Raw genomic sequence first — 14,637 nt, forward strand, 5'->3', positions numbered from 1 at the left:
CACCGACGACTGACCACCGGAGGGGGTTCACTTTCACCCGACGCTGAGGGGTCCACTTTCAGCCGTCGTTGACACAGCTGGGCCCGCTGCAGGCCCAGGCCCTCCGCTACGCCGGCGCGTCTCCCCACAGCCCTGAACCGCTTCCCGGCCGAGGCGTCTCCCTCCGACGATGGAAGGCCCTGGCGGAGGATGCACGGTCCTGACGGGAGCCGTTCGCTCGCCCAGGACGCTCGGCTGACGTTCGGTCCGCCCGGCACAGCCCAGGCAGGTCGGCGACCAGTTCCCGGCTACCTCGAGCCCTGCCCCTCGTCGGTGTCCGGGCACAGACGCCGAGCGGGGCCCCTTCCCGACTGGGAAGGGGCCCCGCTGAGTCGTGCGGTCGTGCTGGCGATCAGCTGTGTGCGTTCTGCCCGACGTAGTACTCGAACAGCAGCCCACCGATGGTCACGATGAGCGCGACGGCACCGACGAGCACCAGCCACGGGTACCAGAAGGCCAGCGCGAGGCCCATGATGCCGGCGGAGAAGGCCAGCCCGAACGGCCAGTAGCTCGCCGGGCTGAAGAAGCCCAGCTCGCCGGCCCCATCGGCGATCTCGGCGTCCTTGCGGTCCTCGGGGCGTTCGTCGATCCGGCGGCTCACGAACCAGAAGAAGCCACCGATCAGGGCGGTGAGGCCACCGGACAGGGCGAGGGCCGTCGTCCCGATGGGTTCACGCGCCCAGAAGCCGTAGACGACCGCGGTCACCAGGCAGAACACCGTGATCAAGTTGAAGATGAGCGCTTCGACCTTCACGGCCGCTCCTCCAGGTAGTGCGGGGTGATCGCGTCAGTCATCCGAGGCCACCGCCTGCTGCTCACGCTCGAGGAGGAACGGCTCCGTGGAGACCGCCTCACCCGGCTCGCCGATGAGCACGAGGGCGTCGTAGGTCGACAGCCCGTCCTCGCGCGCCTCGAGGTAGGTCTCGTACTGGTCCGGGGTGACCGACCGCAGCTCGAAGTTCATGAACGCGTGGTAGGTGCCGCACAGCTCGGCGCAGCGGCCGACGTACGCGCCCTCCTCGCGGACGGTGACCTCGAAGACGTTGTCCCGGCCGTTGTCCTGGCCCGGGATGATGTCGAGCTTGAAGAGGAACTCCGGCACCCAGAACGAGTGGATGACGTCCGCCGAGGCCAGTTCGAAACGGATCGTCCGGTCGGTGGGGACCACGAGGATCGGGATCTCCGTGCTGGTGCCGACGGTCGACACCGCCTCACCCGCCTCGGTCTCCGTCTCCGGGTAGACGAACTGCCAGTTCCACTTGAAGGCGTTGACCGCCACCGTGACGTCGGGGTCCTCGCTGACGTCACGGACCTCGTTCTGGGTGTTCACGGTGAAGAAGAAGAGCACCGCGATGATCAGGAACGGGATGATCGTGTAGACGACCTCGAGCGGGAGGTTGTAGGCGGTCTGCCGGGGCAGCTCGTCCCCGCGCTTCCGGTACCGGATCGTCGCGTAGGCGATGAGCGCCCACACCCCGATGCCGACCACCAGGGCGGCGATCGTCGAACCGATCCACAGGTCGTGCATCGCCTCGGCCTGGTCGGTGATGCCCTCAGGCCATCCCCAACTGACCCAACTGCCCGTCAGTTCGCACCCGCTGAGCGTCAGCGCTCCCAGGAGACCGAGCCCGGCGACCTTCGCCAGCTTGCTGCGTCGAGCCACTGCCCGCTGCCTCCTCATCCCCCGCGTGGCGACGCCACGCGGTCTCACCGGCGGGTGCTCCTCGGTTGCCCGACGGGCTCTGCCCACCCCGACCACAGTCTCGCCGAGACTAGCCGACCCCGCCTGTCGTCCCGGGGCCGGGAGGACGGTCCCGGCGGGTCGCCCGGAACGGCTGGTCGGACGCGGTCGGTGGCGTCCACTCCGGCGCGCAGCGAGCCCTGCGCCCACTGCCGGCGTGGGGTCGGCGTGCTCCGGACCACGCCGTGGGCGACAGCCTGCCGTCGGTCCCGGCGGTTACAGTCGCGGGCGTGTACCGACGCCTGCTCAGCCCCGGGTGGCTCTTCATGCACCTGGTCGTGGTGGCGCTCTTCGTGATGACGTTCTTCCTCGGCTACTGGCAGTTGACGAAGGCCGAGGCCGGTGGCGGTGCCGTCAACTGGAGCTACGCGCTCCAGTGGCCGCTCTACGGGTTCATGGGCCTGGGGTTCTACCTCAAGATGTGCAAGGACGAGCTGGCCCGCGACCCCGCGGACGACGAGCCCGGCTCCTCCTTGGTGCTCTACCAGCGGCCGCGGATCGACACCACGGGCGATCCGGAACTGGCTGCCTACAACGCCTACCTCGCCGAGCTCAACGAGAAGGCGCTCCGGCCCGGGAGCAGCAGTGACCGCTGACCGCGCGGCGACCACCTCGCGTCTCCCGCGCGCGCTCGCCCGCCGGGTCGGGCACGATGTCCCGGCTGCCCTACGCCGCTACCGGGTGATGGCCTGGGTCGTCGGCGTCCTGCTGATCGCCCTCGTCCTGGTCGCCGTCCCGCTGAAGTACTTCGCCGAGGTCGAGGGCCCCGTGGAGGTCATCGGCACCGCGCACGGCTGGCTCTACGCGATCTTCTTCGTGACCGCCTGCGACCTGGCGCTCCGCGCCCGGTGGACGCTGCAGGGCTCGGTGCTGGTGCTGCTGGCCGGCACGGTGCCGGTCCTGTCGTTCCTCGCCGAGCGGATCGCCACCCGCAAGACCCGCGCCGGCGAGCGCGTCTGACCCCGGGGCCGTCGGCCCCGTTCCCTCCCCCACCACCTGGAGACCTCCCGCATGTGCGGCCTGCTGGCCTACCTGTCCACCGACGCCGAACGGGTCGACGAGCAGACGGTCTCCGGGGTGCAGCACGCCCTGCGGTGCCTGCGGCACCGTGGCCCCGATGACCGGGAGGTCTGGTCGGACCGGCACGCGGTGCTGGGCTTCAACCGGCTGGCGTTCATCGACATCGAGGGCAGCCCCCAGCCGATGCCCTACGCCGAGGGCCGGTACCGGATCGTCTTCAACGGCGAGATCTACAACTACCTCGAGCTGCGTGCGGAGCTGAAGGCCGCCGGCGCCACCTTCGCCACCGAGGGCGACACCGAGGCGATCGTCGCCGGCTACCACCTGTGGGGCGAGGCCATCGTCCCGCGACTGCGCGGCATGTTCGCGTTCGTCATCTGGGACACCCGGACCGGGACGGCGTTCGGCGCTCGGGACGCCTTCGGCATCAAGCCGCTGTTCACCGCCCGGCTGGCCGACGGCGGCCTAGTCTTCAGCTCGGAGAAGAAGGCCCTGCTGGAGCTGCTCGGCGGCACCCCCGGGGCCGGCGGGGTCGACCCGGCGTCCCTTCAGCACTACCTGACGCTGCAGTACGTGCCCGAGCCCGCCACCCTGCACCGGGGGATCCGGCGGATCGAGAGCGGAACCAGCTTCACCGTCACGGACGGCGAGCTGCAGACGAAGCGCTGGTTCCACCCGACGTTCGTCCCCAAGCCGGTCACCCCCGGGTCGGAACAGGCCCTCTTCGACCGGATCGCCGAGGTGCTGGAGGACTCGGTGGCCAAGCACATGCGCGCCGACGTCACCGTGGGCTCGTTCCTCTCCAGCGGGATCGACTCGACCGCGGTCGCCGCCCTGGCGCACAGGTACAACCCCGACCTGGTCACCTTCACCGTCGGCTTCCAGCGGGAGGCCACCTCAGAGGTCGACATCGCCGCGGAGTCGGCGGCGATCCTGGGCGTGAAGCACGTCCCGGTGGAGGTCACCGCACAGGAGTTCGCCGACGCCATCCCCACGGTCGTCTGGTACCTGGACGACCCGGTCGCCGACCCGGCGCTCGTGCCGCTGTACTTCGTGGCCCGTGAGGCCCGCAAGCACGTGAAGGTGGTCCTGTCCGGAGAGGGGGCCGACGAGCTGTTCGGCGGCTACACGATCTACCGGGAGCCCCTGAGCCTGGCCTGGGCGTCGAAGCTCCCGGCCGCCGGCCGCCGCGCACTGGGCGGGTTGTCCCGGCTGGTCCCCGAGGGCGTCCGGGGGCAGGACCTGCTGCGCCGGGCGTCGATCCCGCTCGAGGAGCGCTACTACGGCAACGCCCGCAACCTCAACGCCGACGAGCTCGCCCAGCTGCTGCCCGGCCGCGACCCCGACCTCTCACACGTCACCGTCACCGAGGCCCTCTACCGGCAGACCCGCGAGGCCGGCTACGACGACGTGACGGCGATGCAGTACGTCGACCTCTTCACCTGGCTCCGCGGCGACATCCTGGTCAAGGCGGACAAGATGACGATGGCCAACTCCCTGGAGCTGCGGGTGCCGTTCCTGGACCCGGAGGTCTTCGCGCTGGCCAGCAGCCTGCCGCTGGAGATGCGGGTGCCGAGCCGAGGGGACGCGACCAAGTACGCCCTGCGGCAGGCGATGCGGCAGATCGTCCCGCCGAAGATCATGAACCGGCGCAAGCTGGGCTTCCCGGTCCCGACGGCGGAGTTCCTGGCCGGCCCGTTGCACGACTGGGCCCGGGGCATCGTGACCGACAGCCAGACCGACGAGTGGCTCGACCGTGACCACGTGCTCGGCCTGCTGGACCGGCTGCGCGCGGCCGAGGTGCCCAGCAAGCGGATCGCCCGGCAGGTCTGGGGGGTGCTGGTCTTCATGATCTGGCACGGCATCTTCGTCGAGGAGCGCATCACCCCGGAGATCCCGGAGCCGGTCTACCCGGTCCGGCTCTGATCCGCGGCCGGGTGAGCTGAGGAGGCACTCCCCAGCCCCGGACGCGACGAGGCCCGGCCCCCTCGCGGGGTGCCGGGCCTCGTGCGTTCGAGCTAGCCGACGATCAGTGGAACGAGTCGCCGCAGGCGCAGGAGCCGCCCGCATTCGGGTTGTCGATGGTGAAGCCCTGCTTCTCGATGGTGTCGACGAAGTCGATCGTCGCGCCACTGAGGTACGGGATGCTCATCCGGTCGACGATGACCTCGACGCCACCGAACTCGAAGGTCTCGTCGCCGTCGAGGAAGCGCTCGTCGAAGAACAGCTGGTAACGGAGGCCCGAGCAACCACCCGGCTGCACCGCGATCCGCAGCCGCAGGTCGTCGCGACCCTCCTGCTCCAGCAGCGTCTTCACCTTGAGGGCCGCGGTGTCGCTGAGGATGACGCCGGTGGCGCCGGGGGCCTGCGTGTCCTGCACGGTCATGTCGTGGTCCTCCCACACTCGAGGGTGTCCTGCTCGGCCCGCCACGGGGACGGACTCTCAGAACGGCCAACACCGCCGTGGCGGAGCTGCTTCCCACTGTACGGCGCGATCGGAGAGCGGGCGGGCTGCACACTGCCCACCCGAGGGACACCGCCTGCCGGGACCCCCGTCGACGAGCGGCGGCCACGTAGACTCCGCAGCCGTGAAGCTCCGCCTGCCCGGCCGCCGTTCCGCCTCCGACACGACGCCGGACGCCGCCGCCGTCACCCCGCACGGGTCGACGGCGATCGGCACGACGGGCAAGGGCCGGCCGACCCCTCGGCGCAACCAGGCGCAGGGTCGTCGCACCGGCCCGGTGCCGCCGCCGCCGACCACGCGCAAGGAGGCGTACAAGCGGATGCGCGAACAGCAGGCCGCCGGGCGTGGCAGCAGCCGCGCCGCTGCCGCCCGTGGCGACGACAGCGCGCTGCCCGCCCGGGACCGCGGCCCGGTGCGCCGGCTGGTCCGGGACGTCGTCGACGCCCGTCGCAACGCCGGCAGCTTCTTCCTGGCGGTGGCCGCACTCGTGCTGGTCGGCTACTTCATCCCGGTCCCCGCCGTGCAGAGCTACACCGTGTTCGTCTGGTTCGCCTTCTTCCTGGTGATCATCGGGGACTCCTTCCTCCTCGGCCGCAAGATCAAGGCAAAGGTCCAGGAGCGCTTCCCGGACACCGACCAGAAGATGCGCAGCCTGATCTGGTACGGCGTCAGCCGGGCGACGATGATCCGCCGCTGGCGCTTCCCCAAGCCGCAGGTCCCGCTGGGCGCCGAGGTCTGAGGAAACCCCCCTCCCCCACCCCTCGCTCCGCTCGGGGCGGCGCCCTGGCGGGGGCCGCCGCCGGTCATTAACGGGTCTAAGTACCGTCTCGAGCCGTGCACACACGACGCCTCGGCCGTTCCGGCCTGACCATCTCCGAGATCGCCTACGGCAACTGGCTCACCCACGGCAGCCAGGTCGAGGAGGACGCCGCGCACGCCTGCGTGCGGGCCGCCCTCGATGCGGGGATCACCACCTTCGACACCGCCGACGTCTACGCGGGCACGAAGGCCGAGTCGGTCCTCGGCCGGGCGCTGGCCGGCCAGCGCCGGGAGGGCCTGGAGATCTTCACGAAGGTCTACTGGCCCACCGGCCCGGGAGCCAACGACCGCGGGCTGTCCCGCAAGCACGTGATCGAGAGCTGCAACGCGTCGCTGAAGCGACTGCAGACGGACTACGTCGACCTCTACCAGGCACACCGGTACGACTCCTCGGTACCGCTGGAGGAGACGATGACCGCCTTCGCCGACCTGGTGCGGCAGGGCAAGGTCCTCTACCTGGGCGTCTCGGAGTGGCGCGCCGAGGAGATCGCCGCCGCTGCCGAGCTCGCGCGCGAGCTGAAGGTGCAGCTGATCAGCAACCAGCCCCAGTACTCGATGCTGTGGCGGGTCATCGAGGCGGAGGTGGTGCCCACCAGCGAGCAGGAGGGCCTCTCCCAGATCGTCTGGTCGCCGCTGGCGCAGGGCGTGCTCACCGGCAAGTACATGCCCGGTCAGCAGCCGCCGGCCGACAGCCGCGGCGGGCACGCCACCGTGGGCGGGTCGATGAAGGACTACCTGACCGACGACGTGCTCACCCGCGTCCAGCAGCTGCGGCCCATCGCCGACGAGCTGGGCCTGTCGATGGCCCAGCTGGCGGTGGCCTGGGTCCTGCAGAACAGCAACGTGGCCGCGGCGATCATCGGCGCCAGCCGGCCCGAGCAGGTGCACGACAACGTCAAGGCCGCCGGCGTCCAGCTGCCGCCGGAGGTCATGACCCGCATCGACGAGGCCCTGGGCGACGTGGTGGTGCGCGACCCCGCCAAGACCTCGCGGGGCTGACGGAGCCCCCTCCCGAGCTCAGCACGGGGAGCGGGACGAGGACACGGGGCGGACGTCGTTGCGGCGTCCGCCCCGGTTCAGCTCGCCGCCAGGCCCATCGGGCCGTACACCCGCTCCCCGTCCTCCTGCAGCGTCACCGTGGCGACCCCGCGCTCCAGCAGGTCACGCCAGGCCTCCCCCAGCCAGGACTCGGCGTCGCCCTGGTTGTCGCACTCGGGCACCTCCACCCCGAGCGCGGCAGGGTCGATCGGTGCACCCGAGGGGTCTTCCAGCTGCCAGGTCCAGCTCATGGCGGCAGGCTAGCGATCCCGCCGCCTCGGGGCAGCCCCGAACAGAGCGACTCGGGGCCAACTACTCCGGCGCACGCATTGGCGATCTTGGTTTACGCGGTAAGCACCCGGGCATGGTGCAGGACACCACCCACGCCCGACACCGCGGAGGACGAATGAGCCAGCTCATCATGAGCGCCGGCGCCAGCCGGGTGGAGACACCTCCGCCCGCGCCCGAGAACGCATCCACCGGTCAGCTGATCGGTCAGCTGTCCGACCAGCTGACCACCCTGGTCCGGGACGAGATGCGCCTCGCCCAGGTCGAGGTCGGCGCCAAGGCGAAGAAGTTCGGCCTGGGGGCCGGCCTCTTCGGTGGTGCCGGCCTGTTCGGCTTCCTCGGACTCCAGGTGCTCGTGGCCGCCGCAGTGCTGGCCCTGGCCCTCGCCCTCCCGGGCTGGCTGGCCGCCGTCGTCGTCGCCGTGGTGCTGTTCGTGGTCGCCGGCGTGCTGGCCCTCATCGGCAAGAAGGACGTCCAGCAGGCAGCGCCGCCGGTGCCGACCGAGGCCATCTCGAGCATCAAGACCGACGTCGCCACCGTGAAGGAGAGTGCATCCCGATGACCGGACCCGACGATAGCCGTCCGGGGGGCAAGTCCGACCCCGATGCGATCCGTGCCGACATCGACCAGACCCGGGAGCAGCTCGGTCGCACGGTCGACGAGCTGAGCCACCGGCTCGACGTCCCGGCCCGGGCCCAGGAGCGCGTCGACCAGGCCAAGAGCTCGGCGCTGGAGAGCGCCAACCGGACCAAGGACACGGCGGTCGAGACCTACCGGGAGAACCCGCCCGCCGTCATCGGTGGCGGCGTGGCCGCCCTCACCGCGCTCGTCGGGTTGCTCGCCTGGCGACGGAAGCGTCGGCAGACCGCCGCGGAGCGCGCGGCGGCCAAGGAGGCCGCCCGGCGTCGCGCAGCGGCCAAGAAGGCGGCCGAGCGCGCCGGCAAGGAGCGGGCAGTCGCCCGGAAGAAGGCCGCGAAGCGAGCCGAGGCGCGCCGGAAGGCTGCGATCGCGAGCCTCAGCGCACGCAAGCGCAGCGCCACCACGCAGCTCTCCGCGGCGGAGCGGGCGGCCTCGAAGCAGCTGTCCGCCACGCAGCAGGCCGCCACTGCCCGGCTGCGGGCCGGCGAGCGCGTCGCGGTGAAGCGGGTCTCGGCGACCCAGCGGGCTGCCGGCCGGCGGCTGCCGCGCCGTCGTTCCGGGTGGCGGCGGACGTTGGCCCAGCTGAGCCGCTGAACCGCCGGTGGGGTCCGGATGACCGGACCCCACCGTTCCACCTGCAGACCCGAGACAAGGGGATGGGACCGATGGTCGACGACGGGCGGCAGGGCAGCGCCGTGGAGAACATCCGCGCGCGGGTCCAGGAGAAGGCCGAGCGGCGGGCCGCACTGCGGGCCACGGAGGCGCGTGCCGCGGGCAACGGCGAGGGCAGCGGTGCCTCCTCGTCGGCCGTCGTCCGCGGCGAGCGGCGGGAAGCCGCCCGGCCGGCCCCGGAGGTGCCCGACTCCCAGGAGATGCCGGGCATCGACGCCGACCGCCCGACGGACATCCCGAAGCGCGGTTGGCTGCAGATCGTCAAGCGGTCCTGGGCGGAGAACAACGCCGACAACATGCCGATCATCGCCGGTGGGGTGGCCTTCTTCGCCTTCCTCTCGATCTTCCCGGCGCTGATCGCGACCATCTCGATCTACGGCCTGGTCGCCTCCCCCGAGCAGGTCACCCAGCAGATCGAGTCGCTGTCCGACCAGCTCCCGGACAACGCCCAGGACATCCTCACCGAGCAGCTGACCGAGATCACCAGCAACGCCGGCGGGGCACTCACCTTCGGGTTGATCGCCTCGGTGCTCGGTGCGCTGTGGACGGCGTCCGGCGGCGTGAGCAACATGGTGAAGGCGGTGAACATCGCCTACGACGAGGTCGAGACGCGCAACTTCCTCAAGCTGCGCGCGCTCTCCCTGGTGCTCACCCTGGGCGCGATCGTGTTCATCCTCTTCACCTTCGCCCTCATCGCCGTGGTCCCGGTGGTGCTCGATGCGCTCCCGCTGGGCGGTGTCGGCACGGTGCTCGCGCAGGCCCTGCGCTGGGTGCTCCTGCTGGGCGTGGTGATCGGCTCGCTGGCCGTTCTCTACCGGGTCGCCCCGGACCGGGACGCGCCGAAGATCCGCTGGGTGAGCCTCGGCTCGCTGGTGGTCACCCTCATCTGGGCCGTCGTCAGCGTCGCGTTCAGCTTCTACGTGAACAACTTCGGCTCCTACAACGAGACGTACGGCGCGATCGCCGGCGTCATCGTGCTGATGCTGTGGCTCTACCTGACCTGCTACCTGGTGCTGCTGGGCGCGGAGATCAACGCCGAGACCGAGCACCAGACCGCGCGGGACACCACCCAGGGCGACCCCGAGCCGATGGGCAGGCGGGACGCCGTGGTCGCCGACGAGGTGCCCGACCCGCCGGTGCCGGCCAAGTGACCGGCCGGGCAGCGCCTCAGCGGACGTGCGAGGGGACGAAGGGCGGACGGCGGACGACGACCGCCTGAGGCCGCCCCCGCACGTCGACGGCGACCTCTGCGCCCTCCGCGGCGCCGGCGGACCTGTCCAGCAGCGCCAGCGCGATCCCGGTCCGCAGGGTCGGGGAGAACGTGCCGCTGGTGACCTCCCCGATCCGCGAGCCGTCGGCGCCGAGGACGAGCATCCCCGGCCGCGGGATGCCCCGGCCGGGCGCCTGCAGACCCCACAGCTGACGGACCGGCCCGGCCGCCTTCTCCGCCAGCAGCGCCTCGCGCCCCCAGAAGGCGCTCTTGCCCCAGCCCACGGCCCAGCCCGACCGCGCCTGGTTGGGCGTGATGTCCCGCGACAGCTCGTGGCCGTGCAGCGGGTAGCCCATCTCGGTGCGCAGGGTGTCCCGGGCGCCGAGACCGCACGGCCGGATCTGCTCGGGCGCGCCGGCGGCCAGCAGCGCATCCCAGAGCTGGGCGGCACGGTCGGCGGCGACGAGCAGCTCGTAGCCGTGCTCCCCGGTGTAACCGGTGCGACAGACGGTGACCTCGTCCCCGCCGGAGCCGGGCGTCTCCGCGAAGGACATGTAGGACAGCCCGCCGGGCAGGCCGACCGCCGCCAGCACCTCGGGTGAACGCGGACCCTGCAGGGCGAGGACGGCGACCTCGGTGTGCCGGTCGGTGACGGTGACGCCCGCCGGCGCCTCGGCCGAGAGCCGGGCCAGCACGTCGGCGGCGTTGGCGGCGTTCGGCACGAGCAGGACGTCGTCCGGGCCGTGCAGGTAGGCGATCAGGTCGTCGACCACTCCCCCGGCCTGCGGGTCACCGTCGGGCAGACAGCACAGCGTGTACTGGGCCTGGCCGGGCCCGATCTTCCCCAGGTCGTTGGTCAGGCAGGCGTTCACGAACTCGGCGGCCCCCGGGCCACGCACCGTGCCGGTGCCCAGGTGCGAGACGTCGAAGAGCCCGACCCCCTCCCGGACGGCGGTGTGCTCGGCCAGCACGCCACCACCGGCGTACTCGATCGGCATGGACCAGCCACCGAAGTCCGCGAACTTCGCGCCGGCGGCGACGTGGCGATCGTGCAGCGGGGAGGTCAAGGGGCTCACCGTCAGCACGCTAGTGGTCGGCGACCTGCCGGTCGTACGCCGTCCTCACCACCTCCTTACGATCGTCGGGTGCCGCCTACCGTCTCCGCCACCGACCGCCCGCTCGAGAAGCTGACCGCCGACGCCGTCGTCGTCGGGGTCGGCAAGGGACCCGCCGGCCTGGTGTCCACGCCCGGGGCCGATGCGGTCGACCGGCTCCTCGGCGGCCGGCTCCTCGCCGCGCTGGCCGATCTCGGCGCCCGGGGGGCCGAGGACGAGGTCACCAAGCTGCCCACCTTCGGCCAGGGCCCCTTCCCGGTCGTGGCCGTGGCCGGGCTGGGCGCCCCGCAGGCCGACGGCTCGTACTCCGCCGAGGCGGTCCGCCGGGCCGCCGGGGCCGCGAGCCGCGCGCTGACCGGCCGCAGCTCACTGGTCAGCCTGCTCGCCGCCGTGGGCGGCGCACCGGACGCCGACCGGCTGCACGCCGTCGGCGAGGGGTCGCTGCTCGGGGCGTACGAGTACACCGCCTACAAGTCCGACCTCCCGGCGGACCGCCCCTCCCCGCCGTCCTCGGTGGAGCTCGTCGTCCCCGACGCGGGCGCTGCCAAGGCGCCGCTGGCCCGGGTGCGGGCGGTCGCCGACGCCGTCGCCCTGGTCCGCGACCTGGTCAACGCCCCGCCGAACGACCTGTACCCGGCCGAGCTGGCCGCCCGTGGAGCCGCGGCCGGCAAGAAGGCCGGGCTGTCGGTCGAGGTGCTCGACGAGAAGGCCCTGGCCGCGGGCGGGTACGGCGGCATCCTCGCCGTCGGCGGCGGCTCGAGCCGCGGGCCGCGGCTGCTGCGCCTGGAGTACAAGGGCAAGAAGGCGCTGACGAGCGTCGCGCTGGTCGGCAAGGGCATCACCTTCGACTCCGGCGGCATCTCGATCAAGCCCGCCGCGAAGATGGAGGACATGAAGAGCGACATGGCCGGTGCCGCGGCCGTGATCGCCACCATCTGCCTGGTCGCCGAGCTCGGCCTCCCGGTCGACGTGACCGCCACCGTGCCGATCGCCGAGAACATGCCCAGCGGCACCGCCTACCGCCCGGCCGACGTGGTGACGTTCCGCAACGGGAAGAAGGCGGAGATCACGAACACCGACGCCGAGGGCCGGGTCGTGCTCGCCGACGCCATCTGCCGGGCCGTCGAGGACTCCCCCGCCCACCTGCTGGAGACCTCGACGCTGACCGGCGCGCAGCTGGTCGCCCTGGGCACCCGCACCGCCGGCGTGATGGGCAGCGACGACCTGCGGGACGCCGTGGTCGCGGCCAGCCGGCGCAGCGGGGAGCCGATGTGGGCGATGCCGCTGCCGGCGGAGCTGCGCCGGGGGCTGGACTCCCCGATCGCGGACATGGTCAACGCGAACGCCGACCGGATGGGCGGGATGCTCGTGGGCGGGCACTTCCTGTCCGAGTTCGTGCCCGCCGGGCTGCCCTGGGCGCACATCGACGTGGCCGGCCCGGCCTACAACACCGGGGCGCCCTGGGGCTACACGCCCAAGGGCGGCACCGGTGTCCCGGTCCGCACCCTGCTCGCGACGATCGAGGGCCTCATCGCGGCCCAGTGAGCTGACGGCCCCCCGCCCCTGCCGGGGTGGGGGGCCCAGCCACTACAGCTTGTCGTCCGCCTTCTGGCGGGCGCTCCAGTCGCGCATCCGCTGCGGGTAGCCGGTGATCTGTGCGTCGTAGACCGGGACGGTGAGGTCCCGGGACAGCTTGCGGGCGGTCTCCGGGCCGTCGATCCGCCGGCGCGTCCACTCCCCGTCGGCGGCGACCAGCAGGATCGTCGTCTCGGTCACCGCGGTGCGGGGCTCGACGTACCCCTCGACGCCCCGCCGGGTGGCGACGAACTGCTCCAGGTGGCTCAGGTCCGCCGACCCTGACGCGCGGTCCAGCGTGCCGCGCCGGCCACGGCCCTTCCCGGCGGCCCCGCTGCTGCCGCGGCGGCCACGCAGCCGGTCGATCAGCCCCATCGCACTGCTCCAGTCCTCGCCGGTCGCGGGCTGCTCCGCGACGCACTCGGGGAGTGCAACGGAGCATCCGAACGCGTCGTTCCCCGGAGTGGCAGGATGGGCACGCGCAGGATCGCCGTGCCCGGAGGACTCCGGGACACCCAGCACTGAGGAGCAGCCGTGAGCGCACCGACCACCCCCGCTGACCTGGTCATCCTCGGTGGTGGCTCGGGTGGCTACGCCGCCGCACTGCGCGCGGCGGAGCTGGGCATGTCCGTCGTCCTGATCGAGCGCGACAAGGTCGGCGGAACCTGCCTGCACCGCGGCTGCATCCCGACCAAGGCCCTGCTGCACACCGCCGAGGTCGCCGACAACGCCCGCGAGGGCGAGCAGTTCGGCGTCAAGTCGACCCTCTCGGGCATCGACATGGACGGGGTGAACGCCTACAAGGACGGCGTCATCACCAAGAACCACAAGGGTCTGCAGGGCCTGATCAAGAGCCGCGGCATCACCTACGTGGAGGGCGAGGGCAAGCTCGTCTCCCCCACCGCGGTCCAGGTCGGCGACGCGACCTACGAGGGGCGCCACGTCCTGCTCGCGACCGGCTCCTACGCCCGCTCGCTGCCGGGCATCGAGATCGACGGCACCAAGGTCATCACCAGCGACCACGCGCTGAAGCTCGACCGCGTGCCGGCCTCGGCGATCGTCCTGGGTGGCGGGGTCATCGGCTGCGAGTTCGCCAGCGCGTGGAAGTCCTTCGGCGTCGACGTGACCATCGTCGAGGGCCTGCCCCACCTGGTCCCGCTGGAGGACGAGTCGTCCTCCAAGCTGCTGGAGCGTGCCTTCCGCCGCCGCAAGATCGACTTCTCCCTGGGCAGTCGGGTCGCCAGCGTGCAGACCACCGCCGACGGCGTGAAGGTCGCCCTGGAGAACGGCAAGGAGTACGAGGCCGAGCTGGTGCTCGTCGCCGTCGGCCGCGGCCCGGTCAGCCAGGGCCTGGGCTACGAGGAGGCCGGGGTCGCCATGGACCGCGGGTACGTCCTCGTCGACGAGTACTGCCAGACCAACGTGCCGACCATCTCCGCCGTCGGTGACCTGATCCCGACCCTGCAGCTGGCGCACGTCGGCTTCGGCGAGGGGATCCTCGTCGCCGAGCGGCTGGCCGGACTGCCGGTCGTGCCGATCGACTACGCCGGCGTCCCGCGGGTCACCTACTCCGAGCCCGAGGTCGCCTCCGTCGGCCTGACCGAGGCCCAGGCCAAGGAGAAGCACGGCGAGATCGAGGTCGCCACCTACGACCTGGCCGGCAACGGCCGGGCCGCGATCCTGAAGACGGCCGGTGCGGTCAAGCTGATCCGCGTCGCCGGCAACGGACCGGTGGTCGGCGTGCACATGGTCGGCAGCCGGGTCGGCGACATGATCGCCGAGGCGCAGCTGGTCTACAACTGGGAGGCGCTCCCGGAGGAGGTCGCCCAGCTGATCCACCCGCACCCGACGCTGAGCGAGGCCCTCGGCGAGGCGGCGCTGGTCCTGGCCGGCAAGCCACTGCACGCGCACAACTGACACCACCTGCTCAGCACCACCGGCTGAACAGCGCCACCCGCACAGCACCACCCGCACAGCACCACCGCTCAGCACCACCCCACGACCTGAGGAGACCTGC

At 72.0% G+C, this 14,637-nt stretch carries 16 protein-coding genes; 10 read left to right on the plus strand and 6 right to left on the minus strand.

Annotated elements, in window-relative coordinates; all coding sequences use genetic code 11:
- Nucleotides 1–391: 391 nt before the first annotated feature.
- Both O2W18_RS20315 and ctaC read right to left on the minus strand, forming a co-directional pair.
- Nucleotides 392–793: a cytochrome c oxidase subunit 4 gene (locus O2W18_RS20315; RefSeq protein ID WP_269189236.1), complete on the minus strand. Its 402-nt coding sequence runs from the start codon at nt 791–793 to the stop codon at nt 392–394.
- Nucleotides 794–826: 33 nt separating this feature from the next.
- Nucleotides 827–1,702, minus strand: a complete 876-nt coding sequence (ctaC, locus tag O2W18_RS20320) for an aa3-type cytochrome oxidase subunit II (protein ID WP_269189237.1) — start codon at nt 1,700–1,702, stop codon at nt 827–829.
- 308 nt (nt 1,703–2,010) lie between these two features.
- Between ctaC and O2W18_RS20325 the strand changes: the two genes are divergently transcribed.
- From O2W18_RS20325 to asnB, 3 genes are read left to right on the plus strand one after another with little or no spacing between them, the layout of a single operon-like run.
- Complete coding sequence (locus O2W18_RS20325; RefSeq protein ID WP_269157040.1) at nt 2,011–2,376, plus strand: metalloprotease; 366 nt, start codon at nt 2,011–2,013, stop codon at nt 2,374–2,376.
- The gene (locus tag O2W18_RS20330; protein ID WP_269189238.1) at nt 2,366–2,740 is read left to right on the plus strand and encodes a DUF3817 domain-containing protein; all 375 of its coding nucleotides are present in this window, start codon (nt 2,366–2,368) and stop codon (nt 2,738–2,740) included. The genes O2W18_RS20325 and O2W18_RS20330 overlap by 11 nt, the downstream gene beginning before the upstream one ends.
- Nucleotides 2,741–2,791: 51 nt before the next feature.
- Nucleotides 2,792–4,726 (plus strand): asparagine synthase (glutamine-hydrolyzing), encoded by a 1,935-nt coding sequence (gene asnB, locus O2W18_RS20335; protein WP_269189239.1) that lies wholly within the window; start codon nt 2,792–2,794, stop codon nt 4,724–4,726.
- 103 nt (nt 4,727–4,829) lie between these two features.
- On the opposite strand, the gene O2W18_RS20340 is transcribed toward asnB, so the two are convergent.
- Nucleotides 4,830–5,186, minus strand: a complete 357-nt coding sequence (locus O2W18_RS20340) for a HesB/IscA family protein (RefSeq protein ID WP_269189240.1) — start codon at nt 5,184–5,186, stop codon at nt 4,830–4,832.
- A gap of 202 nt (nt 5,187–5,388) precedes the next feature.
- Here O2W18_RS20340 and O2W18_RS20345 point away from each other — a divergent pair, with 202 nt between their 5' ends.
- Together O2W18_RS20345 and O2W18_RS20350 are read left to right on the plus strand one after the other, a co-directional pair.
- On the plus strand, nt 5,389–6,003 hold the full coding sequence (locus O2W18_RS20345; protein WP_269189241.1) for a DUF3043 domain-containing protein: 615 nt from the start codon (nt 5,389–5,391) through the stop codon (nt 6,001–6,003).
- A 95-nt stretch (nt 6,004–6,098) separates the two neighbouring features.
- Nucleotides 6,099–7,082: an aldo/keto reductase family protein gene (locus tag O2W18_RS20350; RefSeq protein WP_269189242.1), complete on the plus strand. Its 984-nt coding sequence runs from the start codon at nt 6,099–6,101 to the stop codon at nt 7,080–7,082.
- A gap of 77 nt (nt 7,083–7,159) precedes the next feature.
- Here the strand turns inward: O2W18_RS20350 and O2W18_RS20355 are convergent, their stop codons facing one another.
- On the minus strand, nt 7,160–7,372 hold the full coding sequence (locus tag O2W18_RS20355) for a hypothetical protein (RefSeq protein WP_269157046.1): 213 nt from the start codon (nt 7,370–7,372) through the stop codon (nt 7,160–7,162).
- A gap of 155 nt (nt 7,373–7,527) precedes the next feature.
- On the opposite strand from O2W18_RS20355, the gene O2W18_RS20360 reads away from it, so the two are divergent.
- The 3 genes from O2W18_RS20360 (at nt 7,528) to O2W18_RS20370 (ending at nt 9,871) form a co-directional block, all read left to right on the plus strand.
- Nucleotides 7,528–7,971: a phage holin family protein gene (locus tag O2W18_RS20360; protein WP_269189243.1), complete on the plus strand. Its 444-nt coding sequence runs from the start codon at nt 7,528–7,530 to the stop codon at nt 7,969–7,971.
- On the plus strand, nt 7,968–8,642 hold the full coding sequence (locus O2W18_RS20365) for a DUF3618 domain-containing protein (protein WP_269189244.1): 675 nt from the start codon (nt 7,968–7,970) through the stop codon (nt 8,640–8,642). The genes O2W18_RS20360 and O2W18_RS20365 overlap by 4 nt, the downstream gene beginning before the upstream one ends.
- 71 nt (nt 8,643–8,713) lie before the next feature.
- Nucleotides 8,714–9,871, plus strand: coding sequence for a YihY/virulence factor BrkB family protein (locus O2W18_RS20370; RefSeq protein WP_269189245.1), 1,158 nt, complete (start codon nt 8,714–8,716; stop codon nt 9,869–9,871).
- A 16-nt stretch (nt 9,872–9,887) separates the two neighbouring features.
- On the opposite strand, the gene gcvT is transcribed toward O2W18_RS20370, so the two are convergent.
- Nucleotides 9,888–11,006, minus strand: coding sequence for a glycine cleavage system aminomethyltransferase GcvT (gene gcvT / locus O2W18_RS20375; protein WP_269189246.1), 1,119 nt, complete (start codon nt 11,004–11,006; stop codon nt 9,888–9,890).
- A 69-nt stretch (nt 11,007–11,075) separates the two neighbouring features.
- On the opposite strand from gcvT, the gene O2W18_RS20380 reads away from it, so the two are divergent.
- Entirely contained in the window at nt 11,076–12,590 is a 1,515-nt protein-coding gene (locus tag O2W18_RS20380; RefSeq protein ID WP_269189247.1) for a leucyl aminopeptidase, read from the plus strand.
- Between the two features lie 42 nt (nt 12,591–12,632).
- Here O2W18_RS20380 and O2W18_RS20385 read toward each other — a convergent pair whose 3' ends face one another.
- Nucleotides 12,633–12,995 (minus strand): oxidoreductase, encoded by a 363-nt coding sequence (locus tag O2W18_RS20385; protein WP_269157052.1) that lies wholly within the window; start codon nt 12,993–12,995, stop codon nt 12,633–12,635.
- Between the two features lie 159 nt (nt 12,996–13,154).
- Between O2W18_RS20385 and lpdA the strand changes: the two genes are divergently transcribed.
- Complete coding sequence (lpdA, locus tag O2W18_RS20390; protein ID WP_269189248.1) at nt 13,155–14,537, plus strand: dihydrolipoyl dehydrogenase; 1,383 nt, start codon at nt 13,155–13,157, stop codon at nt 14,535–14,537.
- Nucleotides 14,538–14,637: the final 100 nt, after the last annotated feature.

Origin of the sequence: Modestobacter sp. VKM Ac-2983, assembly GCF_026967885.1 — a bacterium.
Taxonomy (GTDB): Bacteria; Actinomycetota; Actinomycetes; order Mycobacteriales; family Geodermatophilaceae; genus Modestobacter.